This is a genomic window from Serratia sp. Ser99 (assembly GCF_024519545.1).
In the GTDB taxonomy this organism is placed as follows: domain Bacteria; phylum Pseudomonadota; class Gammaproteobacteria; order Enterobacterales; family Enterobacteriaceae; genus Serratia; species Serratia liquefaciens.
On record NZ_JALJRT010000008.1, the window covers coordinates 24,340 to 49,789 of the forward strand.

At 57.4% G+C, this 25,450-nt stretch carries 20 protein-coding genes; 12 read left to right on the forward strand and 8 right to left on the reverse strand.

Going from position 1 to position 25,450, the window contains the following annotated elements; genetic code table 11:
• Positions 1-11: 11 nt before the first annotated feature.
• The 5 genes from NR114_RS16380 to NR114_RS16400 all read left to right on the forward strand — a co-directional run bounded on the left by NR114_RS16380 (position 12) and on the right by NR114_RS16400 (position 7,163).
• On the forward strand, positions 12-1,292 hold the full coding sequence (locus NR114_RS16380; protein WP_256813480.1) for an FAD-binding oxidoreductase: 1,281 nt from the start codon (positions 12-14) through the stop codon (positions 1,290-1,292).
• A 121-nt stretch (positions 1,293-1,413) separates the two neighbouring features.
• On the forward strand, positions 1,414-2,925 hold the full coding sequence (locus NR114_RS16385) for a sugar ABC transporter ATP-binding protein (protein WP_174574458.1): 1,512 nt from the start codon (positions 1,414-1,416) through the stop codon (positions 2,923-2,925).
• Positions 2,922-3,917, forward strand: coding sequence for an ABC transporter permease (locus NR114_RS16390; RefSeq protein WP_020827750.1), 996 nt, complete (start codon positions 2,922-2,924; stop codon positions 3,915-3,917). Before NR114_RS16385 ends, NR114_RS16390 begins: the two co-directional genes overlap by 4 nt.
• Before the next feature lie 245 nt (positions 3,918-4,162).
• The gene (locus tag NR114_RS16395; RefSeq protein WP_234528951.1) at positions 4,163-6,157 is read left to right on the forward strand and encodes a ligand-gated channel protein; all 1,995 of its coding nucleotides are present in this window, start codon (positions 4,163-4,165) and stop codon (positions 6,155-6,157) included.
• 58 nt (positions 6,158-6,215) lie between these two features.
• Positions 6,216-7,163, forward strand: a complete 948-nt coding sequence (locus tag NR114_RS16400) for a siderophore ABC transporter substrate-binding protein (RefSeq protein ID WP_234528950.1) — start codon at positions 6,216-6,218, stop codon at positions 7,161-7,163.
• A 50-nt stretch (positions 7,164-7,213) separates the two neighbouring features.
• Here the strand turns inward: NR114_RS16400 and NR114_RS16405 are convergent, their stop codons facing one another.
• Together NR114_RS16405 and NR114_RS16410 are read right to left on the reverse strand one after the other, a co-directional pair.
• Positions 7,214-8,002 carry an ABC transporter ATP-binding protein gene (locus NR114_RS16405; protein WP_020827753.1) on the reverse strand — a complete coding sequence of 263 codons (789 nt, stop codon included), beginning with the start codon at positions 8,000-8,002 and terminating at the stop codon, positions 7,214-7,216.
• Positions 7,999-9,081 (reverse strand): iron ABC transporter permease, encoded by a 1,083-nt coding sequence (locus tag NR114_RS16410; protein ID WP_234528949.1) that lies wholly within the window; start codon positions 9,079-9,081, stop codon positions 7,999-8,001. Before NR114_RS16410 ends, NR114_RS16405 begins: the two co-directional genes overlap by 4 nt.
• 352 nt (positions 9,082-9,433) lie before the next feature.
• On the opposite strand from NR114_RS16410, the gene NR114_RS16415 reads away from it, so the two are divergent.
• The gene (locus NR114_RS16415; RefSeq protein ID WP_198640040.1) at positions 9,434-10,531 is read left to right on the forward strand and encodes a GGDEF domain-containing protein; all 1,098 of its coding nucleotides are present in this window, start codon (positions 9,434-9,436) and stop codon (positions 10,529-10,531) included.
• Between the two features lie 55 nt (positions 10,532-10,586).
• Here NR114_RS16415 and NR114_RS16420 read toward each other — a convergent pair whose 3' ends face one another.
• On the reverse strand, positions 10,587-12,065 hold the full coding sequence (locus tag NR114_RS16420) for an amino acid permease (protein ID WP_041414759.1): 1,479 nt from the start codon (positions 12,063-12,065) through the stop codon (positions 10,587-10,589).
• Positions 12,066-12,265: 200 nt separating this feature from the next.
• Positions 12,266-13,138, reverse strand: coding sequence for a DNA-binding transcriptional regulator YeiE (gene yieE, locus NR114_RS16425; protein WP_041415520.1), 873 nt, complete (start codon positions 13,136-13,138; stop codon positions 12,266-12,268).
• Between the two features lie 261 nt (positions 13,139-13,399).
• Here yieE and NR114_RS16430 point away from each other — a divergent pair, with 261 nt between their 5' ends.
• Positions 13,400-14,488, forward strand: coding sequence for a YeiH family protein (locus NR114_RS16430; protein ID WP_020827758.1), 1,089 nt, complete (start codon positions 13,400-13,402; stop codon positions 14,486-14,488).
• A 103-nt stretch (positions 14,489-14,591) separates the two neighbouring features.
• Positions 14,592-15,431: a deoxyribonuclease IV gene (gene nfo, locus NR114_RS16435; protein ID WP_234528948.1), complete on the forward strand. Its 840-nt coding sequence runs from the start codon at positions 14,592-14,594 to the stop codon at positions 15,429-15,431.
• Positions 15,432-15,487: 56 nt separating this feature from the next.
• On the opposite strand, the gene fruA is transcribed toward nfo, so the two are convergent.
• The 3 genes from fruA to fruB are packed head-to-tail and all read right to left on the reverse strand — an operon-like array spanning position 15,488 to position 19,262.
• Complete coding sequence (fruA, locus tag NR114_RS16440) at positions 15,488-17,179, reverse strand: PTS fructose transporter subunit IIBC (RefSeq protein WP_256813476.1); 1,692 nt, start codon at positions 17,177-17,179, stop codon at positions 15,488-15,490.
• A gap of 11 nt (positions 17,180-17,190) precedes the next feature.
• Positions 17,191-18,132, reverse strand: a complete 942-nt coding sequence (gene fruK, locus NR114_RS16445; RefSeq protein WP_012145945.1) for a 1-phosphofructokinase — start codon at positions 18,130-18,132, stop codon at positions 17,191-17,193.
• Positions 18,129-19,262, reverse strand: coding sequence for a fused PTS fructose transporter subunit IIA/HPr protein (gene fruB, locus NR114_RS16450; protein WP_149572650.1), 1,134 nt, complete (start codon positions 19,260-19,262; stop codon positions 18,129-18,131). The genes fruK and fruB overlap by 4 nt, the downstream gene beginning before the upstream one ends.
• Before the next feature lie 247 nt (positions 19,263-19,509).
• On the opposite strand from fruB, the gene NR114_RS16455 reads away from it, so the two are divergent.
• The 4 genes from NR114_RS16455 to NR114_RS16470 all read left to right on the forward strand — a co-directional run bounded on the left by NR114_RS16455 (position 19,510) and on the right by NR114_RS16470 (position 25,188).
• Positions 19,510-19,932, forward strand: coding sequence for an NUDIX hydrolase (locus tag NR114_RS16455; protein ID WP_020827763.1), 423 nt, complete (start codon positions 19,510-19,512; stop codon positions 19,930-19,932).
• Between the two features lie 259 nt (positions 19,933-20,191).
• On the forward strand, positions 20,192-21,352 hold the full coding sequence (locus NR114_RS16460; RefSeq protein WP_020827764.1) for a NapC/NirT family cytochrome c: 1,161 nt from the start codon (positions 20,192-20,194) through the stop codon (positions 21,350-21,352).
• A 12-nt stretch (positions 21,353-21,364) separates the two neighbouring features.
• Positions 21,365-23,845, forward strand: a complete 2,481-nt coding sequence (gene torA, locus NR114_RS16465; RefSeq protein WP_256813474.1) for a trimethylamine-N-oxide reductase TorA — start codon at positions 21,365-21,367, stop codon at positions 23,843-23,845.
• A 164-nt stretch (positions 23,846-24,009) separates the two neighbouring features.
• The gene (locus NR114_RS16470; protein WP_046375007.1) at positions 24,010-25,188 is read left to right on the forward strand and encodes a sugar efflux transporter; all 1,179 of its coding nucleotides are present in this window, start codon (positions 24,010-24,012) and stop codon (positions 25,186-25,188) included.
• Here the strand turns inward: NR114_RS16470 and NR114_RS16475 are convergent.
• Positions 25,185-25,439, reverse strand: coding sequence for a YkgJ family cysteine cluster protein (locus tag NR114_RS16475; protein WP_044552526.1), 255 nt, complete (start codon positions 25,437-25,439; stop codon positions 25,185-25,187). The two genes, NR114_RS16470 and NR114_RS16475, sit on opposite strands and share 4 nt — an antisense overlap.
• Between the last annotated feature and the right edge of the window lie 11 nt (positions 25,440-25,450).

Consider the following 25,450-nt stretch of genomic DNA (forward strand, 5'->3'; position numbering starts at 1 on the left):
GCGGAGGCCCCATGACGGAACACGTTGCCAGTTATTATGCCGCCACCGCCAACACGTTCGCGCCCTACCCGGCGCTGAACGAGGATATCCGCAGCGACGTCTGCATTATTGGCGGCGGCTTCACCGGCCTGTCGTCGGCGTTGCATCTGGTCGAGGCCGGTTATGACGTGGTGGTATTGGAGGCCGCGCGAATCGGCTGGGGTGCCAGCGGCCGCAACGGCGGGCAGGTAGTCAACTCTTACAGCCGCGATATCGACGTCATTGAAGCGCGTTATGGCGCTGACACCGCCGCCATGCTCGGCAGCATGATGTTCGAAGGCGCAGAGATTATCCGCAAGCGCATCGATCAATACGCCATCGCCTGTGACTACCGGCCCGGCGGCATCTTCGCCGCTTTGAACCCTAAACAAAGCCACGCGCTGCAGCGGCAACAGGCCCGTTGGCGGCGCTATGGCAATGACCAATTGGAATGGCTGGATCGGCAGGCTATCCGCCGCGAGATCGCCAGCGATCGTTACGTCGGCGGTTTGCTGGACCGCAACGGCGGCCATTTGCACCCGCTCAATCTGGCGCTGGGCGAAGCCGACGCGGTGCGCCGTCACGGTGGGCGGCTGTTCGAACAGTCAGCCGCCACGCGCATTGATTACGCGGAACCGGCAAAGGTACACACCGCCCAAGGCTCGGTCAGCGCCAACTTTGTGATCGTTGCCGGCAACGCCTACCTTGGCGATCGGCTTGAACCGCGGCTCAGCCGGTTGAGCATGCCCTGCGGCTCGCAAATTCTCGCCACCGAACCGTTATCCAAAGATATGGCGCTGTCGCTGCTGCCCAATAATTTCTGCGTCGAAGACTGCAATTACCTGCTGGACTACTTTCGTCTGACCGCCGACAACCGGCTGCTGTATGGCGGCGGCGTGGTATACGGCGCTCGCGATCCCGCCGATATCGATCCGCTGATCCTGCCCAAAATGCTGAAAACCTTCCCGCAGCTGAAACAGGTGCGCATTGATTACCGCTGGAGCGGCAACTTTCTGCTGACGCTCTCGCGCATGCCGCAATTCGGTCGCCTGGAAAACAATGTCTATTATATGCAGGGCGATAGCGGCCACGGCGTCACCTGCACTCATTTGGCCGGCAAGCTGATCGCCGAAGTGCTGCGCGGTGATGCCGAACGTTTTGACGCCTTCGCTCGCTTGCCACACCTGCCCTTCTTTGGGGGCCGCCAGCTGCGTGTGCCTTTCACCGCCCTGGGAGCGGCCTATTATGCGTTGCGCGACCGCCTGGGGTTCTAGCGCCATCCGCCAGGAATTTTTTCATCTCAGTTATGCCTTTTAGTTTGTTGCGAAATACGCAATCTGTGTTACAAAAGACTTACTTTAGCCATCTAAACGCCTAAACGTCTTTAATTACACTATGCCAACCCCTACGCCCTCACGCCTCGAGATGCGCAATATCTCGATCGCCTTTGCCGGCTTCAATGCCCTGCAAAACGTCGATTTCACCCTGCAAGGAGGCTCAACACACGCATTGGTCGGGGCCAACGGGGCAGGAAAATCCACCTTGATGGCGATCCTTTCCGGCGCGCACGACCATTATCACGGCGAGATTTTTATCGACGGGCAGCAAGTGGATATTCATTCCCCGCTGCAGGCCCGGCAATACGGCATCCACGTGGTGCAGCAGGAAGTGGATGTGGCGTTGATCCCCACGCTATCCGTGGCGGAAAACATCATGCTCGATTGGCTGAACGAACCGGGCCATCTGCTTAACTGGGCGCAACTGTACCGTCAGGCGGCGCAGCTACTGACTCAGCTGGATTTGACTATTAACCTGCGCCAGCGTTTGTCGGAGTGCACCCTGGCGGAAAAACAGCAGGTGCTGCTGGCACGCGCGCTCTCCCACCGCTGTCGTTTTCTGGTGCTCGATGAACCCACCGCCCCGCTCGATCGCGCCGAAAGCGAACGCCTGTTTCGCGTGGTGCGCCGCCTGCAGTCCGAAGGTATCGGCGTGGTGTTTATTTCCCACCGTATCCACGAATTGAGTGAAATTTGCGACCGCCTGACGGTGCTGCGCGATGGCCGTCACGTCAGTGAGGATGCCATGCAGGGCCTGACCGGCGAGCAGATCGTCGAGAAAATGCTCGGTCACCGGCTGGACGATATTTTTCCTCCCCCACGCCCACCGCACGGTTCTCGCCCGCTGCTACGGGTGGAAGGCCTGCACGATCGCCATAAGCTGCGCGACGTCAGCCTGCAACTGCATCAGGGGGAAATTCTTGGCATCGCCGGGCTGGCCGGCGCGGGGAAAACCGAACTGTGCAAGGCGTTATTTGGCGCCTCACCGGCGCGAATTGAACGGGGTGAACTGCTGGGGAAACCCTGGGCCCCCCGCGCTCCACATCTTAGCGTCGAGCAAGGACTGGCGCTGGTGCCGGAAGAACGGCGTAAAGAAGGCATTTTTATCGACGAAGCTATTCCGATGAACCTGAGCGTCAGCGCCGACGACAGCTTTTCCCGCTGGAGCCTGTTCAGCCGCCGCCAGGAACTGCGTTGGGCGCGCGACATCATGCAGCGCCTGAATATTCGCGCCTCCGGCCCGCAGCAGAAGCTGGCGCGGCTTTCCGGTGGCAACCAGCAAAAGGTGGCGATTGGCAAATGGCTGCGCGGCGACGCTAGCGTACTGATTTTCGACGAACCAACCAAAGGTGTGGACATCAAGGCCAAACAAGAGCTGTTCACCCTGATCGACGGCCTGGCACGCAACGGCAAAGGCATTATTTATGCTTCCGGCGAGTTCTCTGAGCTGGTCGGCCTGTGCGATCGCATCTGCGTGCTGTGGGATGGCCGGGTCGTCGCGGAACTGAATGCCGCCGACATTGATGAAGAAACCCTATTACTGTATTCCACCGGAGGAACCCCAGCGTGAGTAAAGAATTGTCCCTGCAAACTGCGCAACCCTGGCGCCATCAGCTGTTTGAGTTTCTCTACAAATGGGGGATGTTACTCACCGTTGTCGCGCTGATTGCCCTGTTCGGGATAGCGTCGGACAACTTCCTCGATCCGAACAACATCATCAATATTCTGCGTTCGATTGCCATCGTCACAGTCATCGCCATCGGAGTATCGATATCGCTGTCGGTCGGCGGTTTCGACCTCTCCGTTGGCTCCACCGCTTCACTGGCCAACGCCCTGGTGGTTTCGCTGTTCGTCTGGTACGGCTTCGGCACCACCGGTGCGATTGTGCTGACGTTACTGATTTGTACCCTGGTCGGCCTGTTCAATGCATTCCTGATCGTGGTGTTGAAAATCCCCGATATGCTGGCGACGCTGGCCAGCCTGTTTGTGATCCAGGGCGTGGCGATGACCTACAGCTACGGCGGATCAATCACCCAGAATATGCTGCTGCCGAACGGCGATATGGCCGAAGGCCTGATCCCGGAGGTCTTTTCCTCACTGGGCCAGGTGCCGGTGATCGTATTGATCATGCTGGCAGTCACGGTAGTGGTGCAGCTTTTCCTGTCGCTGACCAAACATGGCCGCCGCATGTATGCCATTGGCGGTAATCCGGAAGCCGCGCGCCTGTCGGGCATTCGGACAGTACGTTACAGGGTTGCCGCCTATGTTATCTCTGCCCTTCTGGCCTCGCTTGGCGGCATATTACTGGCGTCACGTATCGGCTCTTCGCAGGTGAACGCCGGTGGCGGTTATCTGATGGATGCGGTCGCTGCCGCTTACATTGGTTTCTCGCTGGCCGGCTCCGGCAAGCCCAACGCGCTCGGCACGCTGGTGGGCGCGGTGATCCTCGGCGTGTTGCAAAACGGCCTGGTGATGCTCTCCGTTCCCTACTATGCCATGGACATTATCAAAGGTTTGGTGTTGGCCCTGGCGCTGGCAATCACCTACATCCAGAAACGCTGACACCCTCTCTCGGCGCAGATTCTGCTGCGCCCTTTTCCCCTTTTATTCATACGGTTAATGATTCCCCTTGCCTAAACACATACAAATGATACGAATTATCATTTGCGTTTACATTTTGTCGAAAATCCTTACAATAGCCTGACGAAACGGCGAACCCCGCAATGACGGGGCAAGTTTCTAATTATTATTCAACACGTTAAAACGACACTTTGTCGATTTACATCAGACCAGGAAAGGTTTGCCTCATGGAAAAGCCACGTTATAACAAATTAACCGCATTGATCATTGCTACATTGACCAGCGCCGGCGCCGTCGCTGCGCAACCAGACGCTCAGGACACCATGGTGGTAACCGCTTCCGGTTTCCAGCAGAAAATCCAGGACTCCCCGGCGTCCATTTCGGTCATCCCACGTCAGCAAATTGAAGACAAAGCCTACCGCGACATTACCGATGCGTTGAAAGACGTGCCGGGCGTCGTCGTAACCGGCGGTGGCAGCAGCAGCGATATCAGCATCCGCGGCATGTCCTCCAAATACACCTTGATCCTGGTCGACGGCAAACGCGTAGACACCCGCGGCACCCGCCCGAACAGCGATAACGCAGGCATTGAACAAGGCTGGCTGCCGCCGCTGGAAGCGATTGAACGCATCGAAGTGGTACGCGGCCCGATGTCTTCGCTGTACGGCTCCGACGCCATGGGCGGCGTAATCAACGTCATCACCCGCAAAACCTCCACCACTCAGGCATGGAAAGGTTCACTGCACGGTGACGCCACCTTCCAGGAAAACAGCAATTCCGGCGATATTTTCCAGACCAATGCCTACGCTTCCGGCCCGCTGATTGAAGGCCTGCTGGGCCTGCGGGTCAACGGCCTACTGTCGCGCCGCGCCGAGGACCAAATCCTCAACGGCTTCAATGAACAGCGCATGCGCAGCGGCACCGCGGTATTCAGCCTGACGCCAAACGAACAGAACGACTTCGATTTCGAAATCGGCCGCTCTTTGCAGGATCGAAACAGTACGCCGGGTAAATCCATGGCGACCGAAAACTGCCGCAACAAAAAGTGTACGCCGAACAGTGCCAGCGACAGCCTCTACACCCGTACCAACTACGCGGTAACCCACAACGGTTATTACGACTTCGGCAACACCACCAGTTATATTCAGCGCGAAGAGACCAACAACCCCGGCCGCGATATGAAGATGTACAACACCATCTTCAATACGCAAACCCAGTTTGATCTCGGCAGCCATATGCTGAACCTGGGCGGCCAGTACCGTTACGAAAAATTGAGTGATGGCGGTAATCAGTTAGCCGCAGCCGATAAGCTGAACCAGCTGACGCGCTGGAGCTGGGCGCTGTTTGCCGAAGACGAATGGGCGATGACCAACGACTTCAGCCTGACCAGCGGTATCCGTATGGATCAGGACCAGAACTACGGCAACCACTGGACGCCGCGCATGTATGGCGTCTGGCACCTGACCGAGCAATTTACGTTGAAAGGCGGCGTCTCCGCGGGCTATCGCTCGCCGGATCTGCGCCAATCCTCTGCCGGCTGGGGGCAAATCACCGGCGGTGGCCGTACTTCAATCATTATCGGTAACCCGGATCTGAAGCCAGAGAAGAGCCTGAGCGAAGAGATCGGCGTGATGTGGGATAACCTGCAAGGTCTGAACGCCAGCGTTACCCTGTTTAACACCGACTTCAAAGACAAAATCACCGAAGTGCGTCGCTGTGACAGCGGCGACGGTGACGCGCAGTGCATGATCGGCAATACGCCGTATTACTTTATCAGCGACCGCACCAACGTCGATAAAGCCAATATGCGCGGCGTAGAAGCCACTTTCGGTTGGGAAATCACCAAAGATTGGCAGTTGACCACCAACTATACCTACACCACCTCCGAACAGAAGAGCGGGGATTTCCAAGGCAAACCGCTGAACCAAATGCCGAAGCATATGGTTAATAGCGTCTTGGACTGGCAGGCCACGCATGACGTCAGCCTGTGGTCGCGCGTTAACTTCCGCAGCAAGACTTCGGACTACATGAGCCGCTCTTCGATGGCCAAGAGCACGCCGTCTTATACCTTTGTTGACGCCGGCCTGAGCTACCAGGCGAATAAAAATCTGATGGTGACCGGCGGGATTTACAACATCCTCGACAAGACCGTCGATTACGATAACTACAATACCGTGCTGGATGGCCGCCGTTACACCGTCGGCATGACCTACAACTTCTGATGCCACTTTGGGCGCGCGCTGCGCGCCCTTTTTATTTCTCTCACCCAAGGAAGCCACAATGACATTACGCCGCTCCCCTATGGTTCTCGCCCTGCTGGCCTGTATCGCGCTGGCCGGCTGTAACGGCAAGGTTCGCACACCGGCCGCGGATGCCCCTGCGACCGTCAATTTTCAACATCTGAACGGCACCACCGAAGTGAAAAAGCACCCACAGCGCGTAGTGGTGCTGGACTATGCTTCGCTGGAAACATTGCAGTTGCTGGGCGTAGAGCCGCTGGCACTGCCGGGCAACCGCACCATGCTGCCGGACAGCCTGAAACAGTACCAAAATGCCAAATACCTCAATGCCGGGACCCTGTTTGAGCCGGATATGGCCACGCTACGCGCTGCCAAACCGGATCTGATCCTGATCGCCGGTCGTTCCTCCAAGGCCTATGCCGAACTCAGCGGCATTGCGCCGACGTTAAATATGGCAATCGATCCGCAGGATCAACTGGGCAGCCTGAAACAACGCACCCTGCAACTGGGTGAGCTATTCGATAAACGGCCGCAGGCTCAGGCTGCAGTAGACAAACTGGACGCAGAGATTGCAGCGATCAAACCGCAGGTGGCCAAAGCCGGGCGTGGCCTGGTGGTGCTGTTCTCCGGCGGGAAAATCAGCGCCTACGCGCCCAAGAGCCGCTTCAGCTTTACCTATGACGCCCTCGGGTTTCAGTCTGCGCTGCAGAGCGACAACGCCGATGTCCGCGGCAATAAACTCACCCCGGAACAAGTGGCACAGTTGAACCCGGACTGGCTGTTCATTATCGATCGCGATGCAGCCACCGGTCGTCCGAAGGCGGTAGCTCCGCAGAAGATCCTCACCACCACGGCGTTGAAAAACACCGCAGCGGTCAAGAAAGGTCAGGTGGTTTATCTGCCGGCGGCTGAGGTCTATCTTTCCGGCGGCATCATCACCAGCCAGCATATCGTCGAACGCGTCGCCGAGGCGCTGAACAAGAAGTAATAAAAAACCCGGCGCTGTGAAGTGCCGGGTTTTTTGCTATCCACCAGGGATCAAATCGACGGTTGGTTCACCAACCCGTCAATCAGCACCTGCGGCGTTCCCTGCGAGCAACGCTCAATGCGCCCACGAACGCCATACACCCGCGCCAGACTCTGCGGCGTGATCACCTCTTCCGGCGCACCGTCGGCAATCAATTCGCCATCCTGCAGCATCAGCACGTGATCGCCATGACGCAGCGCTATATTGATGTCATGCACCACCACCACCGTGATGATATTGCGTTTGCGCGTCTCTTTGCGTACCAAATCCATCACGTGGAACTGATAGTTAAGATCGAGCGCGCTCAGCGGTTCATCCAGCAACAGCAACGAAGGCTGACGGATCAGCGACTGCGCCAACCCCACCAACTGTTTCTGTCCGCCGGAAAGCTGATCGAGATAGCTCAGCGCCAGGTGGGCAATGCCAAGCTGCTCCAGCAGCGCCATTACCTCGGCCTCGCTGCCGGCATTGCTGCGGCCGCCCGAAGCGCGTTGCGCCACAATGATCGATTCCAGCACGTGCAGATGCACACCGGCTGGCAAAGACTGTGGCAAATACACCACCTTCTCCGCACGGCGGGCGAATGGCATCTGCATCAAATCGATGTCGTCCAGCCACAGTTTCCCCTGTGCAGGGTTTAAACCCGCCAGCGAGCGCAGCAGCGTTGACTTACCGCTGCCGTTCGGCCCCAGCAGCACGGTGATTTGCCCGCGCGGCAGCATCGGGACCGCCAGGTTGCTGATAACCTGACGCTTGGGGTAGCCAGCGGAGAAGCCTTCAATACGCAATCCCTGATTCATACATTCCCCCGATGACGCAGAATAATGCTCAGGAAGAATGGCACGCCCACCAGCGAGGTAACGATGCCCACCGGAATGATAATGCCCGGGATCAGGTTTTTCGACGCCACGGAGGCCATCGACAGTACCAGCGCGCCAATCAACGCACTGGCCGGCAGATAGAAACGGTGATCTTCACCGAAGATCATTCGGGCGATGTGCGGCGCCACCAGACCGATAAAACCGATAGGCCCAACAAAGGCCACCGCCAGCGCGGAAAGAATGCTGATGCGCAACAGGGTCGTCAGACGCAGACGGCGCACGTCGATGCCGAAACTCACCGCACGATCTTCACCCAAGCGCAGCGCGGTCAACTTCCACGAGCTCATCATCGACAATGGCAGAAGCACGACAAATACGCCGAGCAAAATGCCCAGTTTGTCCCACGAAGCCCGCGCCAGGCTGCCCATAGTCCAGAACACCAGCCCCTGCAGCGTGTCTTCGCTGGCAATAAACTGCATCATGGAAACCAGGGCGTTAAAGGTGAACACCAGCGCGATGCCAAACAGCACCACGCCAGAGGTGGCAACCCGTGTCCAACGCGTAATGCCGTCCAACATCAATGCGGCGAACAGGGCGAAAATAAACGCGTTAGCGGAAATAAACCATTGATCGGGGATGCCCGGAACGCCAATCCCCAACACGATAGCCAGCGCCGCACCGAAAGCCGCGGCAGAAGAGACGCCGAGGGTAAAGGGGCTGGCCAGTGGATTGTTGAGGATGGTCTGCATTTCTGCACCGGCCAGGCCAAGCGCAAAGCCCACCACCACCGCCATCAAGGCGTAAGGCAGGCGGATATCCCAGACGATAACCCGCGTGCCGGCGTCGGCCGCCGCAGGATCAATCAGGGTTTGCCACAGGGAAGACAAAGAGAGCCCGGATGGGCCAATGGTAAAATCCAGCAGCAGCGAACCCATAATCGCCAGTGCCAACACCCCCATCATCAATAAACGGTGGCGGAGAATATGGTGATAACGCCCCATGGCGTTGACGTCGGGTTTACCCTTGGCGTCAGGCATAGGATCGGTGGATACGCTCATTATTTCGGATACCTGTTACGACAATGACCACAGCGGCGCGGAAACGGCCGCCTGAACGGAATAAGCAGCCGCTAACAATAAAGCAAACGATAATACTTATCAATCATATCAATAGCTATTACCTGCCATATAAAGATGTAACACTTTATTTTATAACGTTATTAACCGACCCCTTGCCATACCCTCGCCGCAGTGCCCAAGGTTAACAATTCCGAAAATATCGCCCCACTCTGCACAGCTGTGACAAATTGCAATAAAACCACATAGAATCCAAATCCTGACTGGTCACTGGCGCCCGCGCCGGGCCGGATATTTAGGGCCGATTTTCGGGACCCTTATCAAAGAGGCTGCAATGAGAAGTCGAACACCTGCGTTAACGCCTAAAAAACCCGCCCTGCTGCACTGGCTGGTGCAAAGCCCACGGCTGGCTGATGACGCCAAATTACAACGCCAGATGCGGCTTACCTTGGTGCCTTCTCCCGCCACGCCATGGTTGAATGCCGCCGGGGTGGCGCTGCTGCTGCTGGGCTATATCTGGCTGAGCCACAAGGCGATCGGCGTGGGTCTGTTGCTGCTGCTGTTGTTGCTGACCGGCGGACGTTGGTGGCTGGCGCGAGCCAATCCGCTCCGTTGGCCCAACGCGATGCTGGTGACGGTACTGCTGTGGTGCGCACTGGTGGGCGCTGTCGCCCTGATGGCCATGCTTTCTGGCCGCATGGTGCTCATCTTGTTTGCCGGCTTGCTGATTACCGGACTGGCCTTCTGGCTGATGCAACGCCACGCCGCAGCACCGCGTTTTGCCCTGCTGGAAATCATGGTGCTGACGCTGCCCTATTTGCTGGCCGCGCCGCTGTCACGCGTGCAAAACCTGTTTTTACTGGCGGATATCATCCCGCTGTGGCTAGTGTTGGCCCATGGGTTAACCACGTCTTATCATCGTCAGCTCGCTGAGCGCGTCACCCTGAGCGCGGAAAAACAGCAAGCCGCCCATCAGGATCATTTGACCGGTTTCCTCAACCGTGCAGGGGGTGAAGCCGTGATGCAGGATATTTGTCGTCCTTCGGCAACGGTGCATCCGCTTTCCCATCTGTTTATTTTCGACTTTACCCCGCTGGCGGCGTTGTATCAGAGCCACGGCGTGCAGATCGGCGATGACGTGCTGCGCACCATCGGCGAACGCCTGAAAATGTTGGTGCGCCCCAGTGATTTTGTCTGCCGCTATACCGGCGGCCAGTTTCTGATCCTGGTTCACGACCTGCCTTACGGTTCCGAAGGTGAATTTTTGGCACGCTTCATTCCGGCGCTGGAAGCCCCCTACGCTTTTGGCGCATTCGGTGAGGTGTCGCTGCAGCTCAATACCGGCGTATTGGCGTTAACCCAGGATTATCAATCGGTTGACAGTTTGATGGCCGCGGCGCAGCGGGCGCTGACGGTAAAAGGGAAGGAATAGCTAGTCAGGGGATAAGGATAACGCGGCGGGCTCCCGCCGCGTTTCATACAAGACGTTAATTCACGTCCATTTTCGGGAATTCCATTTCGCTGTACTTCACGACACGGGTGCCGCGCGTCAGCTTGTAACCGAACCAAATGATCAGGAACAGCGGAATGCCGATGTAGGTCGCGGTCACGCCGTACCAGTCGATTCGATCTTGCAGGAATGCCTGATAGTTCTGACCCAACGTGATGATCAGGCACAGGACAAAGGCAAAGATCGGGCCCAGCGGGAAGAAGCCGGAACGGTAAGGTAAGTCGTTCAGGTCATGCCCCTGGATCATATAGCCACGACGGAAGCGGTAATGGCTGATAGCAATCCCCAACCAGGCAATAAAGCCGGTCATACCCGAGGTGTTCAGCAGCCACAGGTAAACCGACTGGTTGCCGAACATCGAACTCAGGAAGCACAGGCCCGCAACCACGGTCGTCGCATACAATGCATTACGTGGCACCCCGCCCTTCGACAGTTTGGCGAAGATACGCGGCGCTTTGCCTTCCGACGCCAGAGTAAACAGCATACGGGTTGAGGCGTACATCCCGGAGTTACCGGCAGACAATACCGCTGTCAGGATCACCGCGTTCATCACCGCCGCCGCCGACAGCAAACCGGCATGCTGGAACACCAGGGTGAACGGGCTGACGCTGATGTCTTTCACATCATTGCGCAGCAGGCTCGGATCGGTATAAGGAATAATCAGGCTGATAATCAGGATCGCGAAGATATAGAACAGCAGGATACGCCAGAACACCTGACGCACCGCGCGCGGGATATTTTTGCCCGGATTTTCAGATTCGCCGGCCGCGATGCCGATAAGCTCGGTACCCTGGAATGAGAAGCCGACAATCATCGCCACGCCTATCATCGCCGAGAACCCTCCGGCAAACGGCGCGTCGCCGATGGTCCAGTTCTGCCACCCCGCGTGCTCGCCCCCTTTGAGGATGCCGAAAATCATCAGCACGCCAATGGCGATAAAGATGATGACAGTGGTCACTTTGATCAGTGAGAACCAGTATTCTGCTTCGCCGAAACCTTTAACCGAAATGTAGTTCAACAGGAACATCAGGCACAGGAACAGCGCGCTCCAGATCCAACCCGGAGTATCCGGGAACCAATAGGTCATGACCAACTGCGACGCAACCAGGTCAACGGCGATGGTCACCGCCCAGTTGTACCAGTAGTTCCAACCCAGCGCGAAGCCAAAGCCTTCTTCCACATATTTGGCGCCGTAGGTGGAGAAAGAACCGGATACCGGCATAAAGGCCGCCAGTTCACCCAGGCTGGTCATCAAGAAGTACACCATCAACCCGATCAACGCATAAGACAGCAATGCCCCGCCTGGGCCTGCCTGCGAAACGGTCGCCCCAGAGGCGACAAACAGACCGGTGCCGATAGAACCACCAATAGCAATCATGGTTAAGTGCCGCGCTTTCAGCTCGCGCCGCAATCCGGGTGCTGGTTGCCCCGATGTTTTTATATCCTGCTGAGCCATTCTTACCCTATCTGCTGGTCAAAAAAAATAAGGGCGGATTGTAACAAATACCCGCCGGCGAACTAGTAACATTGCACTGATATAAGATAGCTTCATAATTCAGGGCTAATTATTAGCAACGGCCCTCTAGGCCTTACTTACTGTCATTAATGTGACAGGGTGCAGATTTTTATGCTTCGTTTCTGCTTACGGAGGCATTTTCAGGACGCAAGCGTGCAGTAGCTGAGAAAACGCTGCAGGGCATTGGAGATGTGCTTTTGCCGGTGATGGATCAGATAAAGCGTTCGCATCAAGGGCGGCAACGGCAGCTGCAGTTCCACCAGCGCACCGCTGGCCAACTGTTCGCCTATCACCCGCCGCGACAGGCAACTGATACCAATGCCGTGGCGAACCGCATGTTTGATCGCTTCCGAGTTCCCCAGCTCCATCACCAGCTGAAAGTGCGGCAGATGCGCCAGTAACAGATGATCCAACACTTCACGCGTGCCCGAGCCCCGTTCGCGCAGGATCCACGGCGCATTCGCCAACATCGCCAAGGTTAAAGGCTGGCCCGCCAGCGGATTGTCCGGTGCAGCGAACACCACCAGTTCATCCTCCAGCCACGGCTGAGTGACCAGCTCCGGCATATGGCAAGGGCCTTCGATCAGGCCTAAATCGACCCGAAAATCTGCGACCGCGACAATCACGTCCTGACTGTTTCCCACATTGAGCTCCAGCGGCGTGGCGGGGAAATCTTGCCGATAACGAGCTATCATCTCCGGCAACATATAGTTGCCGATGGTGCTGCTGGCCGCGATGCGCAGCGCGCCGCCGTCATGACGGAACAGTTGCTCAATCTCTCCGGCCTGCTCCAGCAACGCCAGCGCCTTCGGGTACAGCAGCCGCCCATGCTCATTGATGACCAGACGTTTACCGACACGATCGAACAACTGCACGCCCAGCTGCCCTTCGAGGTCGGCCAGCGCCGCACTGACTGCCGATTGCGATAACGCCAGAACGACCGAGGCCTGCGTGGTCGAACCGCTTTTCAGCACTTCGGTAAAAACTTCCAATTGACGTAAGGTGATATGCATAAACTTCTCGATATACAAAAAAGCGGCCTGTCAGTAAAGCCACTGAAACTAATGCTAAATCTGCGCCACTGGCCAGCAGCAACGCACAGGGTGAATAACACTAAGGTTATCACGTTTGCAGAAATCGACATGGGGGTCACTCATGCTTCAGGCCGCAGACTAACCACTTATTCAGATAGGTTATAAATATATAATCAATTTCTCTTTTATGTCGCCAGCACGTAGTCTTTGGCTCAAGGATTTGATGACAAGGGCTGACTTATGGCGACCAATACCACACACGATTTTCCAACGCGGCAATTTCCGCTATTCGGTCTACCTCGGCTGGTGCCGGGGCTGCTGCTAACCGGTGCCATCACTGCGCTGGCGGTCTGGGTAGGTGATATTCCCTGGGTAGCCGGGCTGGGACTGGGCGCGCTGACGCTGGCGATTTTGCTCGGTATTTTAGTCGGCAATACGCTGTATCCCTGGCTACAGCCGAGCTGCCACGGCGGTGTTCAGCTCGCCAAACAGCGTTTATTGCGTCTGGGCATTATCCTTTACGGTTTTCGCCTGACGTTTCAGCAAATTGCTGACGTGGGAACCACCGGCATCATCATTGATGCATTGACCCTGAGCACCACTTTCCTGCTCGCCTGCTGGCTGGGTAAAAAAGTGTTCGGTATCGACAGCCAGACCGCGATGCTGATCGGCGCCGGCAGCAGCATTTGCGGCGCGGCGGCCGTGATGGCGACCGAGCCGGTGTTGAAAGCCGACTCCAACAAGGTGGCGGTGGCGGTAAGCACCGTGGTGGTCTTCGGTACGCTGGCGATCTTCGCTTATCCGTGGCTGTATCAGTTGAACGAGCATTTCCAGTGGCTGCCGTTTAATCAGGAAAGTTTCGGCATCTTTACCGGTTCAACCATTCATGAAGTGGCGCAGGTGGTCGCTGCCGGGCACGCTATCGGGCCGGATGCTGAAAACGCCGCGGTCATCGCCAAAATGATCCGCGTCATGATGCTGGCCCCTTTCCTGCTGCTGCTCTCAGGCTACATCAGCCGCAGCCGTAGCGCAGGAAGCACCGGTAGCCAGGCGGAAAAATCCGCGATAACCATTCCGTGGTTTGCGGTGCTGTTTATCGCCGTTGCCGGGTTGAACTCATTCGACCTGATCCCGGCGGCACTGGTAAAACACCTGATTACCGCCGATACCTGGATGTTGGCGATGGCCATGGCGGCGCTGGGGTTGACCACCCACATCAGCGCGGTGCGCCAGGCCGGGGTTAAGCCAATCCTGCTCGCCACGCTGCTGTTCGTTTGGCTGATTGTGGGCGGCGGCGCCATTAACCTTCTGGTGCAGTATTTTATCTGATTTGCTTCCCTTCAGGCCCGCAACCGCGGGCCTGCGCTTTTCCTGCCATTCAATCCTTCCGCTATCAATGCCATAATGACGCCGATTACACAGGAGAATGAAAATGAAGTTTGTCGGTGCACATGTCAGCGCGTCAGGCGGCGTGGATCAGGCGGTTATCCGCGCGCACGAATTGGAGGCGACCGCATTCGCCCTGTTCACTAAAAATCAGCGTCAATGGAAGGCCGCCCCGCTGCCTGCCGACGTGATCGATAAGTTTAAAAGCGCCTGTGCGCAGTACGGCTACGGCCCAGGGCAGATCCTGCCGCACGACAGCTATCTGATTAACCTTGGCCACCCGGTGACCGAGGCGTTGGAAAAATCCCGCGAAGCCTTTCTTGATGAAATGCAGCGCTGCGAACAGCTGGGGCTGACCCTGCTGAACTTCCACCCCGGCAGCCACCTGTTGCAAATTGAGGAAGACAAATGCCTGGCACGCATCGCTGAATCCATCAACATGGTGCTGGACAAGACCGAGGGTGTGACGGCGGTTATCGAAAACACCGCCGGTCAGGGCAGCAATCTGGGCTTCAAATTTGAACATTTGGCGGCGATTATCGATGGCGTGGAAGACAAGAGCCGCGTCGGCGTTTGCATCGATACCTGCCACGCCTTTGCCGCCGGTTACGATTTGCGTACCGAAGAAGCCTGCGAGCAGACGTTTAAAGAGCTCGGCGACATCGTGGGGTTCAAGTACCTGCGCGGCATGCACCTGAATGACGCCAAGAGCGAGTTTGGCAGCCGCGTCGACCGTCACCACAGCCTGGGTGAAGGCAATATCGGTAAAACAGTATTCAGCTATATCATGCGTGACGATCGTTTCAACAATATCCCGCTGATCCTGGAAACCGTAAACCCGGATATCTGGGCGGAAGAGATCGCCTGGCTGAAGGCGCAGCAGTAATTGCCAGATAAAAAAACCGGAGCCTGAGCTCCGGTTTTTTATTGCCTGCGCCAGCGTTAAGCTACCGTAGCCGCAGGGACTTCAGCGCGTTTCAGCAGTGCGTAAGACACCCCCGCCAACAGCGTACCGGCAACGATCGCCACCAGATACAACAGCACCGGTGTGATAGCGCCAGGGATCAGCAGAACGAACAACCCACCGTGTGGTGCCATCAGCTTGGCGCCGAATGCCATCGACAGTGCGCCGGTCAATGCACCACCCGCGATGCAGCATGGCAACACGCGCATCGGATCACGGGCGGCAAACGGAATGGCACCTTCGGAGATAAAGCACAGGCCCAACACCAGCGCTGCTTTACCGCCTTCCTGCTCGGACTTCTCGAACTTGCGACGCGCCAGTAATGTTGCCAGCCCCATCGCCAGCGGTGGCACCATACCGGCCGCCATAATGGCCGCCATAGGGGCATATACCGACGAGCTCAGCAGCGCCACACCAAAAGCGTAGGCCGCCTTGTTAACCGGACCACCCATATCGGTACACATCATGGCACCGAGGATCGCCCCCAGCAGTACCGCATTGGCGGTACCCAGTGATTGCAGCCAGTGAGTCAGGCCTTCCATAATTTTCGCTACCGGCGTACCGACGATGAAAATCATGATCAAGCCGACAATCAGGCTGGCGACCAAGGGAATGATCAGGATCGGCTTCAGCGCTTCCATACTCTGCGGCAGACGCAGTTTGGTGCTGATAAATTTGGCCACATAGCCCGCCAGGAAACCGGCAATGATACCGCCGAGGAAACCGGCGCCGGTGCTGACGGCCAGCATGCCGCCAATTAACCCTGGCGTCAGGCCCGGACGGTCAGCGATCGAGAAGGCAATAAAACCGGCCAATACCGGCACCATCAGCGCAAAGGCTGAGCCGCCGCCGATCTGCATCAACGCCGCTGCCAGCGTGCCCTTGACTTCGAATGCCTTGATACCGAACACGAACGACAGTGCGATACACAAACCACCCGCCACCACCATCGGCAGCATGTAAGACACGCCGGTCAACAGGTGACGATACGGGCCGGCGCTCTCTTTCTTCTTACCGGCGGTGGCCGGTGCACCGCTTTTTTGCGGTTGGAAAATCGCGGCCTCGGCCTGCGCCTTGTCCAGTTCCTGCGCCGTTTTTTTCAGCGCCAGGCCGGTAGAGGTACGGTACATCGGCTTGCCGGCAAACTTATCCAGATCCACTTCAATGTCCGCCGCCACGATCACCAGGTCGGCCGCCGCCACTTCTTCTGGCGTAATGGCATTGCCGGCGCCGACGGAGCCGCGGGTTTCAACTTTCACCCACCAGCCACGCTTTTTGGCTTCGCTTTCAATGGCTTCGGCCGCCATAAAGGTATGGGCCACGCCGGTAGGGCAAGCGGTGATCGCCACGATACGTTTTTGACCGGCGGCTTTAGCCGGTTCGACGGCTGCCGCGGCCGGTGCCTGATAGGCTTTCGCTTCGGCCATCGCCTGCGCCAGGAAGGCTTCCGGCTCACGCACCGCATGCGCCACGTCCCCCACATAAACCCGTTTGCCGTTCAGCGCGGCGTCAGCAGGTACAGTTTGCCCTGCCACCACCACCAGTTCAGCGTCGGCGGCTGACTCAACCAACGTCAGGCCGGTTTTCACCGCAGCAGCGCCAAGCATGCGTTTCGCCAGGTGACTACGTGCCTGCCCCAGCGAATTGTCTATCATCAGCAGTGTTTTCATTCTGCCTCCTGCTATTGATTAAAAGGTTTCAGATCGACACGCGCCATCATCGCGGCCAACTGTGGACGGTCGGTCACGCCAACGTTGCTCTGGCTTACCGCCAGCGCAGCCACGGCGGTGGCCAAACGCAAAGTGTGTTCACTGGATTCACGCATCAGCAGGCCGTAAATCAGGCCGCCGACCATCGAGTCGCCGGCACCCACGGTGCTGACCACTTCGCAGGCCGGTGGCTTGGCAATCCAGGCGCCGGACGCGTTGACCCACAGCGCGCCTTCGGCACCGAGGGAGATAACCACGTGGGCAATGCCCTGATCGCGCAGCGCATGCGCCGCTTCGACCACGTCAGCCAGCTGCGGCAACGGACGCCCGGCCCAAATTTCCAGCTCGCGGCGATTCGGTTTCACCAACCACGGCGCCGCTTTCAAGCCGGCAACCAGGGCTTCACGGCTGCTGTCGAAAATGATGCACGGGCACTGGGCGCGCAAACGGATCATCCAGTCGGTGAAAGCGTCGGGATCGACCCCCGCCGGCAGGCTGCCGCTGACCGCGACCATGTCGAACTGGCCCAGCCAGCTCAGGGAATCGGTCACGAAACGTTCCCAGTCCTGCCCGCTGACTTCAAAACCGGAGAAATTGAAATCGGTGACTTCACCGTCTTTTTCGGTCAGTTTGACGTTAATACGGGTGCGTCCCGGCACCACCTGGAAGCGGTTGGCAATGCCCAGATCGCTGAACAGCAGTTGGAAACCGTCCTGGTTGTCTTTTCCCAGGAAGCCGCCCACCGTCACATCAATACCCAGATCCTTCAGCACCTTGGCGACGTTGATGCCTTTGCCGGCGGCGTGAAGGCCGGCGGTTTTGACCAGGTTCACTTCACCGCGCTCGATCTCCGGGCAAAAGCCCACCAGATCGTAAGCCGGATTCAAGGTAATTGTTGCTACTCTTCTGCTCATGCTGCGCCCTCGCCCAGTCCTTCGTTAATCGCTTCACCGATCGCCTTCAGCGCCGTTTCAGCATCTTCACCTTTGGCGGTAAAACGCAGGTGATGTCCTTTTTTCACGCCCAACGCCACCACCTTCATCAGGCTACGTCCGTTGGCCGGTTTGCCACTGCCATCCAGGTTAGTGACGGTAATTTCACTGCTGAATTGCTTGATCACATTGACCAGCGCCGTGCCCGGACGGGCATGCAGGCCGTGTTCGTTACGGATCACGTACTCAGCGCTCAGCGTGGTGTTTTCTTCTTCCACCTCACTGGTCAGCAATGCCAACAGGGTGACGGCATCCGCGTTCAGCAAGCGTTCAGCTTTGTTCGCCAACAGCAGATCGCTGAGGTAATTCAGCACCGCTAACGGCTGCGAGTCAGCCACCGACAGCGTCAGCAAGAGCGCAACCTGCTCGCCCTCTTCGTCAAACGGCTGCGCCGGACGGCTTACCGTAGCCGCGCTAGCCAAGTTGCCTTCGGTGCTGTCGCTCAGCCAAATGCCCTGCCCCAGATTCAGCGGCTTGCGGGTGATGACGTCGCTGACGAATTGAGCGTTAACCGCACCAATTTTCTGCAGGCGGCCCGCATTCAGCGCCTGCAGCGTCATCAGGCTGTCGGCGGCCACGTCTAGCGCAATCAAGGAAGCGTCGAACTTGAATTCCGCCGTCAGTTTTTCGCCCATCAACAAGCTGCGTAACTCTTCTGCCGAGGTGGTTTTCGCCAGCTGTTCGGCTACGCTGTCGTCGCTCAGAACGTGGGTCAACTGACGCAACAGCGCCAGGTGTTCATCGGAACGTGCGGCAATGCCGATCACTACGTAAGCAGTTTGGCCTTCGCCCCACTCGATACCCTGAGGGAACTGAAACACCTGCACGCCGGTGTTCAGCACCAGATCGCGGGTATCGGTAGTGCCATGCGGGATGGCGATACCGTTCCCAAGATAAGTGGAAGTTTGCAGCTCACGCTGCAACATGCCGTCCACGTAAGGCGCGCTGACGCAGCCGGCCTTGGTCAGTGCGGCAGCCACCTGACGGATGGCTTCCTGTTTGTTACTCGCGGTAGCACCCAGGTGAATATCTTGCTGTGACAACTGGAACATGATTCTCCTCTCCTGCTGAATTGAATCGTTTCAGCTTCGTTGGGAAAAAGGAGCGTTACCGGTACGACATTATCGCGCCCATAACGCTGAAACGTTTCAAGGAGTGTGTAAGGCCCCATGAGCGAAAGCAAGTTTTCTCAATTTTGACGTGATAGATTTTTGACCTTACGCACACTTTTCCCTTAGGGTTACCCGTCGCAGCGCTAAAATGACATACTGTGCTGAAATTTTGCTGACGGAGGGAAACATGACTGTAGTGGCGGGCGTAGGCGTAATCATTGTCAATGAACAAGGGGAAATTTTGCTGGGCAAACGCTGCGGCAAGCACGCCCCCTTCTGGTCCATCCCCGGCGGGCATCTGGATGCCGGCGAAACCTTTGAACAGTGCGCACAGCGCGAGATCGCCGAAGAGACCGGGCTGATCATCGCCCCACCGAGCTTTGTCGGCATCAGCAATAATCTGCAAACCTGGCGCGCCGAGGGAAAGCATACGGTTTCCATCTGTTTGCTGACGCCCCATCCTGGCGGGGAAGCCGAGCTGAAAGAACCGGAAAAATGTGCTGAATGGCGCTGGTGCCTGCCGGATGCATTACCTGAACCGCATTTTGAAGCCAGCCGTAATGCCATTCATCTGTGGCAGACGGGCCAAACTTACCTACCGGCAAAATAGCTGTTTTCAATCACGGTTTAGCTCTCCTTTCCGTGATCTCGCTCATAGTCTGATAAATCCACATGAAAAATGCGTTATATAATATAGAATATAACGCTGAAAAATCCCCCGAACGACCATTTTTCTTCTAAAAATACCCCTATAGTATTAGATGACTTTACCAATAGTACCTATACTTCCTCAGGTATGTCGGCGCTCGTCCGGCACTTTTTTTTGGCAAGGTTTTCCTTGGTATTTCATAATTATAAGCGGATTCAATATGACCAATAAACTCACTGGCTTGATAAAAAAGCATCGCTGGGGATGGCTGTGGATTTTGCTGCTCGGAATTATCCTCGGGGCAGCATTATTGGCGGGTACCGCCACCGTATTCCATAAAACCAGCGACACCGCCTTCTGCGTCTCCTGCCACACCATGCAACAACCGCTGGCCGAATATCAGGGCAGCGTTCACTTCCAAAATACCAAGGGCATTCGCGCTGAATGTGCCGACTGTCACGTTCCCCATGAGCCACTCGACTACCTGTGGACCAAAATCCGCGCGGTAAAAGACATTTATGGCGAGATGGTGGGCACCATCGATACGCCTGAGAAATACGAGGCGCACAAGCTGGCCATGGCGCAGTCGGTCTGGAAAACGCTCAAAGAAAACGACTCCGCCACCTGCCGCTCTTGCCACAGCTTTGACGCAATGGACATCACCGCCCAACGGCCTGAAGCGCGTATCCAGCATCCGGTGGCCATCAAGCAGGGTGAAACCTGTATCGACTGCCATAAAGGCGTCGCACATATCCTGCCGGACATGAGCGGTGCAGCCCAGGCCGGAGCCGCCGAGTTGGCGAAAGCCGCCGCTGAAACCTCGCCAACCGCCACCACGTTGTACACCATTGCCACAGAACCCTTCTTCCTCAAACCGGACGACAGCCACAATGCCGGCAACCTGATGCCATCCACCGAAGTGCAGGTGGTGAAACAGGAAGGCGACAAAGTGCTGGCCAACGTCACCGGCTGGCAGCAAGACGGTGTCGCTGAAGTGTTCTACGCCGCGCAGGGCAAACGCATCCTCAGCGTGCTGCTGGGTGAAGACGCTCGCAAACTGCTGAAAACCGGCACCACCATGACCGATGCCGAAACCGGTCTGGTATGGCATCAGGTTTCTCTGCAAGTTTGGCTGCCGCGCAAACAACTGATCGACGATCAGCAAAAAATCTGGCGCTACACGGCAGATATGATGTCGGCCAACTGCACCGGTTGTCACGGCCTCACGGCCCTCGATCGCTTCAACGCCAACCAGTGGATCGGCGTAATTAAAGGTATGGCTCCACGCACTTCGCTGACGCAGGAACAGCTGCGCGTTCTGACACAGTACGTGCAGAAACACGCCAGTGACATGCAGCCAGCCGCACCAGCCAAGCTTTAAGGGAGAAGCGAAATGAGCAAATATCAACAACAAGCGTTAAAAATGAGCCGCCGCCGCTTCCTGACTGGCGCGACCGCGCTGGCCGCAGCACCGCTACTGGCGGGCCTGTGGCCCAAGTCAGCGTTGGCCCAGGCCATCAGCCAGGCGCTGCCGCAATTCGTCGTGTTGCGTCAGGCACAAAAAGGCATTTTGACCGGCGCGCACTGGGGCGCCTTCGAAGCCATCGTCCAGGACGGTAAAATGGTCGGCGTGCAGCCGGTCAAAGACGATCCTTATCCGAACGAACTGATCACCATGGCGCCCTATCAGGTGCACGCCGAAAACCGTATCAAATACCCGATGGTGCGCAAAAGTTGGCTGGAAGGCGGCCCTGGCAGCCGTACCGAACTGCGTGGTCGTGACGAGTGGGTACGCGTTAGTTGGGACAAGGCGATTGATTTGGTCTGTGGTGAGATCACCCGCTTGCAGAAAGACCATGGCCCGCAGTCCATTTATGCCGGTTCTTATGGCTGGAAAAGCGTCGGGATGCTGCATAACAGCCGCACGCTGCTGCAACGCCTGATGAACCTGACCGGCGGCTTCCTTGGTTACGCGGGCGACTACTCCACCGGTGCCGCGCAGGTGATCATGTCGCACGTGGTGGGCTCCATGGAGGTTTACGAACAGCAGACCGCCTGGCCGAACGTGATTGAAAACAGCCAACTGGTGGTGCTGTGGGGCTGTAACCCGATGATCACGCTGAAAAACAGCTGGAACGTCCCGGACCACTACGGCCAGACGGGCTTTGAGGCGCTGAAGAAGAAAGGTACCCGAGTGATCAGCATTGATCCGGTACACAACGACAGCGCCAAATTCGTCGATGCGCAGTGGATCGCTCCGCGTCCTTATACCGACGGCGCCATGCTGATCGGCATCGCCCACACGCTACTGACCGAGAAGCTGCATAACCCGGACTTCCTGAAAACCTACACCGCCGGTTTCGACAAGTTCCAGGCTTATCTGTTGGGTGAAACCGACGGTACGCCGAAAACTGCCGAATGGGCGGCCGATGTGTGCGGCGTCGATGCTGACGTGCTGCGTCAGTTAGCACGCGACATGGCGAAAAATCGCACCATGATCATGGGCGGCTGGGGGATCCAACGCCAGCATCATGGCGAACAGCAGCATTGGCTGTTGGTTACCGTGGCGGCGATGCTCGGCCAGATTGGCCTGCCGGGCGGCGGCTTCGGCTTCAGCTATCACTACTCCTCCGGCGGCAGCCCGACGGCGAAAGGCGGCATCATTTCCGGTATCTCTGCCGGTAACGCACCGAAGAACTCACCGGCACCGATCCCGGTGGCGCGCATCGCCGAATGCCTGACCAACCCGGGCAAGACAATTAATTTCAACGGCGCACAGGTCACCTACCCCGAGGTGAAAATGGTCTATGTGGCGGGCGGCAACACCTTCCACCAGCATCAGGACACCAACAATCTGGTCAAGGCCTGGCAGCGGCCGGACACCATCGTGGTGAACGAGCCTTATTGGACCGCCACCGCCAAGCATGCCGATATCGTTCTGCCGGCCACCACCAGCTACGAACGCAACGATCTCGAAATGGGCGGCGATTACTCACAGCTTTATGTGTTCCCGATGCACCAGTGTGTCGCGCCGCAGCATGAATCACGCAGCGATTTCGATATTTTCGCGGCCATGGCGGCTAAGCTGGGGGTGCAGGACGCCTTTACCGAAGGCAAAGATGAAACCCAATGGCTGAAAGGCATGTACGATGACATGAAAACTCAGGCACGTGCTGCCCGGGTAGCCCTGCCACCGTTCGACATGTTCTGGGAGTCCAACAACTACGTGCGCTTCCCGGTGCCGGAGGCCAATACCCAATGGGTGCGTTTCGCCGACTATCGTGAAAACCCGCTGCTCAATCCACTGGGGACGCCATCCGGTAAAATCGAGATCTACTCCGACGCCATTGCCAAAATGAAGTATCAGGATTGCCCAGGTATTCCGACCTGGATGCCGCCGCATGAATGGTATCGCGGCCCGGAAGCGGTGAAATACCCGCTGTCGCTGAACACCGCGCACCCGATCAACCGCCTGCATTCGCAGCTCGACAACACGCCACTGCGCAAGAAATACGCGGTAGCCGATCGGGAAGCGATTGTGATCCACCCGCAGGACGCCCAGTCACGCGGCATTGCCAATGGCGATCTGGTGCGGGCCTTTAACGATCGCGGCCAGATCCTGGTGGGTGCGGTGGTGAGCGAAGACGTGCGCCCTAGCGTGGTGCGCATCAGCGAAGGTGCCTGGTTCGATCCGGCCGATCCGTCACAGCCGGGTTCGCTGTGCAAGAACGGCAACGTCAACTGCCTGACCTTCGACGTCGGCTCCTCCAGCCTGGCTCAGGGTAACTGCGGGCAAATGGCACAGTTGCAGATCGAGAAGTATCAGGGCGAGGTGCTGAAAAACACCGCGCACGACGTGCCGGCTGGCGCCTAACGTCGAAGTTTGTCATACCCAGGGCGATGGTGACATCGCCCTTTTTTTAGCCTTATGCAGGAAAGAACTTTTTACCATTAAGCAGAATGAAACCGGTTTTTGTTCTTTTTAAACAGGCGTATTATGCGCGCGACTCCCTCATTTACGGCTATTTGCTGACCTCTATGCCTACTTCAACTGCGGTAACGCGACGCTCGCCCGATCTGACTTCGCTGGCCTTTTTAGTGGTAGCGTTCCTCACCGGGATTGCCGGTGCGTTACAAACCCCGACGCTGAGCCTGTTCCTGGCAACCGAGGTGAAGGTGCGCCCTTCCATGGTTGGGTTATTTTTCACCGGCAGCGCGGTGATCGGCATCCTGGTCAGCCAGTTTCTGGCTCGCCGCTCAGATCAAAAAGGGGATCGCAAAACGCTGATCTTCCTCTGCTGCATGTTAGGGGCACTGGGCTGCGTACTGTTCGCCTGGAACCGTAATTATTATCTGTTGCTGGCAGTCGGCGTAATGCTGACCAGCTTCGGCTCCACCGCCAACCCGCAGATGTTCGCTCTGGCGCGCGAACACGCCGACCGCACCGGCCGCGAAGCGGTAATGTTCAGCTCTATTCTGCGGGCTCAGGTTTCTCTCGCCTGGGTTATTGGGCCGCCTATCGCCTTTGCGCTGGCATTGGGATTCGGTTTTAAGGTGATGTATCTGGCCGCCGCCGCAGCGTTTATCCTGTGTGGCGTGCTGGTGTGGAAAATGCTGCCGTCGATGCGTAAAACGCCGGTGGCTTCCAGTACCACGCTGGAAGCTCCGCGGAAAAATCGCCGCGATACGCTGCTGCTGTTTTTAACCTGCACCTTTATGTGGACCGCCAACAGCATGTATTTAATCAATATGCCGCTGTATATGGTGCATGAGCTGCAACTGCCGGAAAGGTTAGCCGGAATATTGATGGGGACGGCGGCCGGGCTGGAGATACCGACCATGTTGCTGGCCGGCATGGTGGCGAAACGCTTCGGTAAACGTTTCCTGATGCGTTGCGCGGTGGCGGCGGGCCTGCTGTTTTACTTCGGGTTACTGTTTATCACCGGTACCTGGCAACTGATTGCCCTGCAATTGCTCAACGCGGCGTTTATTGGCGTGCTGGCAGGCATTGGTATGCTCTATTTTCAAGATTTGATGCCCGGTCAGGCCGGGGCGGCAACCACTTTGTTTACCAACACTACGCGCGTGGGCTGGATTTTTGCCGGTTCAATTGCCGGCGTGGTGGCGGAAGTCTGGAACTATCATGCGGTGTTTTATTCCGCGTTGGCGATGGTGGTCGGCGCGGTGCTGTGCCTGTGGAAACTGAAAGACGCTTAAGGTGCAGTATCCGCTTCCAGCTTGATCAGATAGACCAATGCCTGGTCGCGGTGGTCATGGCACATTTCGCGGCTGGCCTGCAGGCTGCCGCAGACCTTGGGCCGCAGCGGTGAATGAAACAGGCCACAACGCAGCTGCTCGCTCAGATGAATGCAGCGGGTGTTGGCGGGCTTGCCGTTAGGCATGCCGGGGATCGGGCTGGATATTGAAGGCGCAATACAACAGGCGCCACAGTCGGTACGACAGTCCATCAGCGAGTCTC

Excerpts from the sequence above, each read along its gene's own strand:
- NR114_RS16380 (WP_256813480.1), top strand. The coding sequence starts at position 12 with ATGACGGAACACGTTGCCAGTTATTATGCCGCCACCGCCAACACGTTC.
- NR114_RS16385 (WP_174574458.1), top strand. The coding sequence starts at position 1,414 with ATGCCAACCCCTACGCCCTCACGCCTCGAGATGCGCAATATCTCGATC.
- NR114_RS16395 (WP_234528951.1), top strand. The coding sequence starts at position 4,163 with ATGGAAAAGCCACGTTATAACAAATTAACCGCATTGATCATTGCTACA.
- NR114_RS16400 (WP_234528950.1), top strand. The coding sequence starts at position 6,216 with ATGACATTACGCCGCTCCCCTATGGTTCTCGCCCTGCTGGCCTGTATC.
- NR114_RS16405 (WP_020827753.1), bottom strand. The coding sequence starts at position 8,002 with ATGAATCAGGGATTGCGTATTGAAGGCTTCTCCGCTGGCTACCCCAAG.
- NR114_RS16410 (WP_234528949.1), bottom strand. The coding sequence starts at position 9,081 with ATGAGCGTATCCACCGATCCTATGCCTGACGCCAAGGGTAAACCCGAC.
- NR114_RS16415 (WP_198640040.1), top strand. The coding sequence starts at position 9,434 with ATGAGAAGTCGAACACCTGCGTTAACGCCTAAAAAACCCGCCCTGCTG.
- NR114_RS16420 (WP_041414759.1), bottom strand. The coding sequence starts at position 12,065 with ATGGCTCAGCAGGATATAAAAACATCGGGGCAACCAGCACCCGGATTG.
- yieE (WP_041415520.1), bottom strand. The coding sequence starts at position 13,138 with ATGCATATCACCTTACGTCAATTGGAAGTTTTTACCGAAGTGCTGAAA.
- NR114_RS16430 (WP_020827758.1), top strand. The coding sequence starts at position 13,400 with ATGGCGACCAATACCACACACGATTTTCCAACGCGGCAATTTCCGCTA.
- nfo (WP_234528948.1), top strand. The coding sequence starts at position 14,592 with ATGAAGTTTGTCGGTGCACATGTCAGCGCGTCAGGCGGCGTGGATCAG.
- fruA (WP_256813476.1), bottom strand. The coding sequence starts at position 17,179 with ATGAAAACACTGCTGATGATAGACAATTCGCTGGGGCAGGCACGTAGT.
- fruK (WP_012145945.1), bottom strand. The coding sequence starts at position 18,132 with ATGAGCAGAAGAGTAGCAACAATTACCTTGAATCCGGCTTACGATCTG.
- fruB (WP_149572650.1), bottom strand. The coding sequence starts at position 19,262 with ATGTTCCAGTTGTCACAGCAAGATATTCACCTGGGTGCTACCGCGAGT.
- NR114_RS16455 (WP_020827763.1), top strand. The coding sequence starts at position 19,510 with ATGACTGTAGTGGCGGGCGTAGGCGTAATCATTGTCAATGAACAAGGG.
- NR114_RS16460 (WP_020827764.1), top strand. The coding sequence starts at position 20,192 with ATGACCAATAAACTCACTGGCTTGATAAAAAAGCATCGCTGGGGATGG.
- torA (WP_256813474.1), top strand. The coding sequence starts at position 21,365 with ATGAGCAAATATCAACAACAAGCGTTAAAAATGAGCCGCCGCCGCTTC.
- NR114_RS16470 (WP_046375007.1), top strand. The coding sequence starts at position 24,010 with ATGCCTACTTCAACTGCGGTAACGCGACGCTCGCCCGATCTGACTTCG.
- NR114_RS16475 (WP_044552526.1), bottom strand. The coding sequence starts at position 25,439 with ATGGACTGTCGTACCGACTGTGGCGCCTGTTGTATTGCGCCTTCAATA.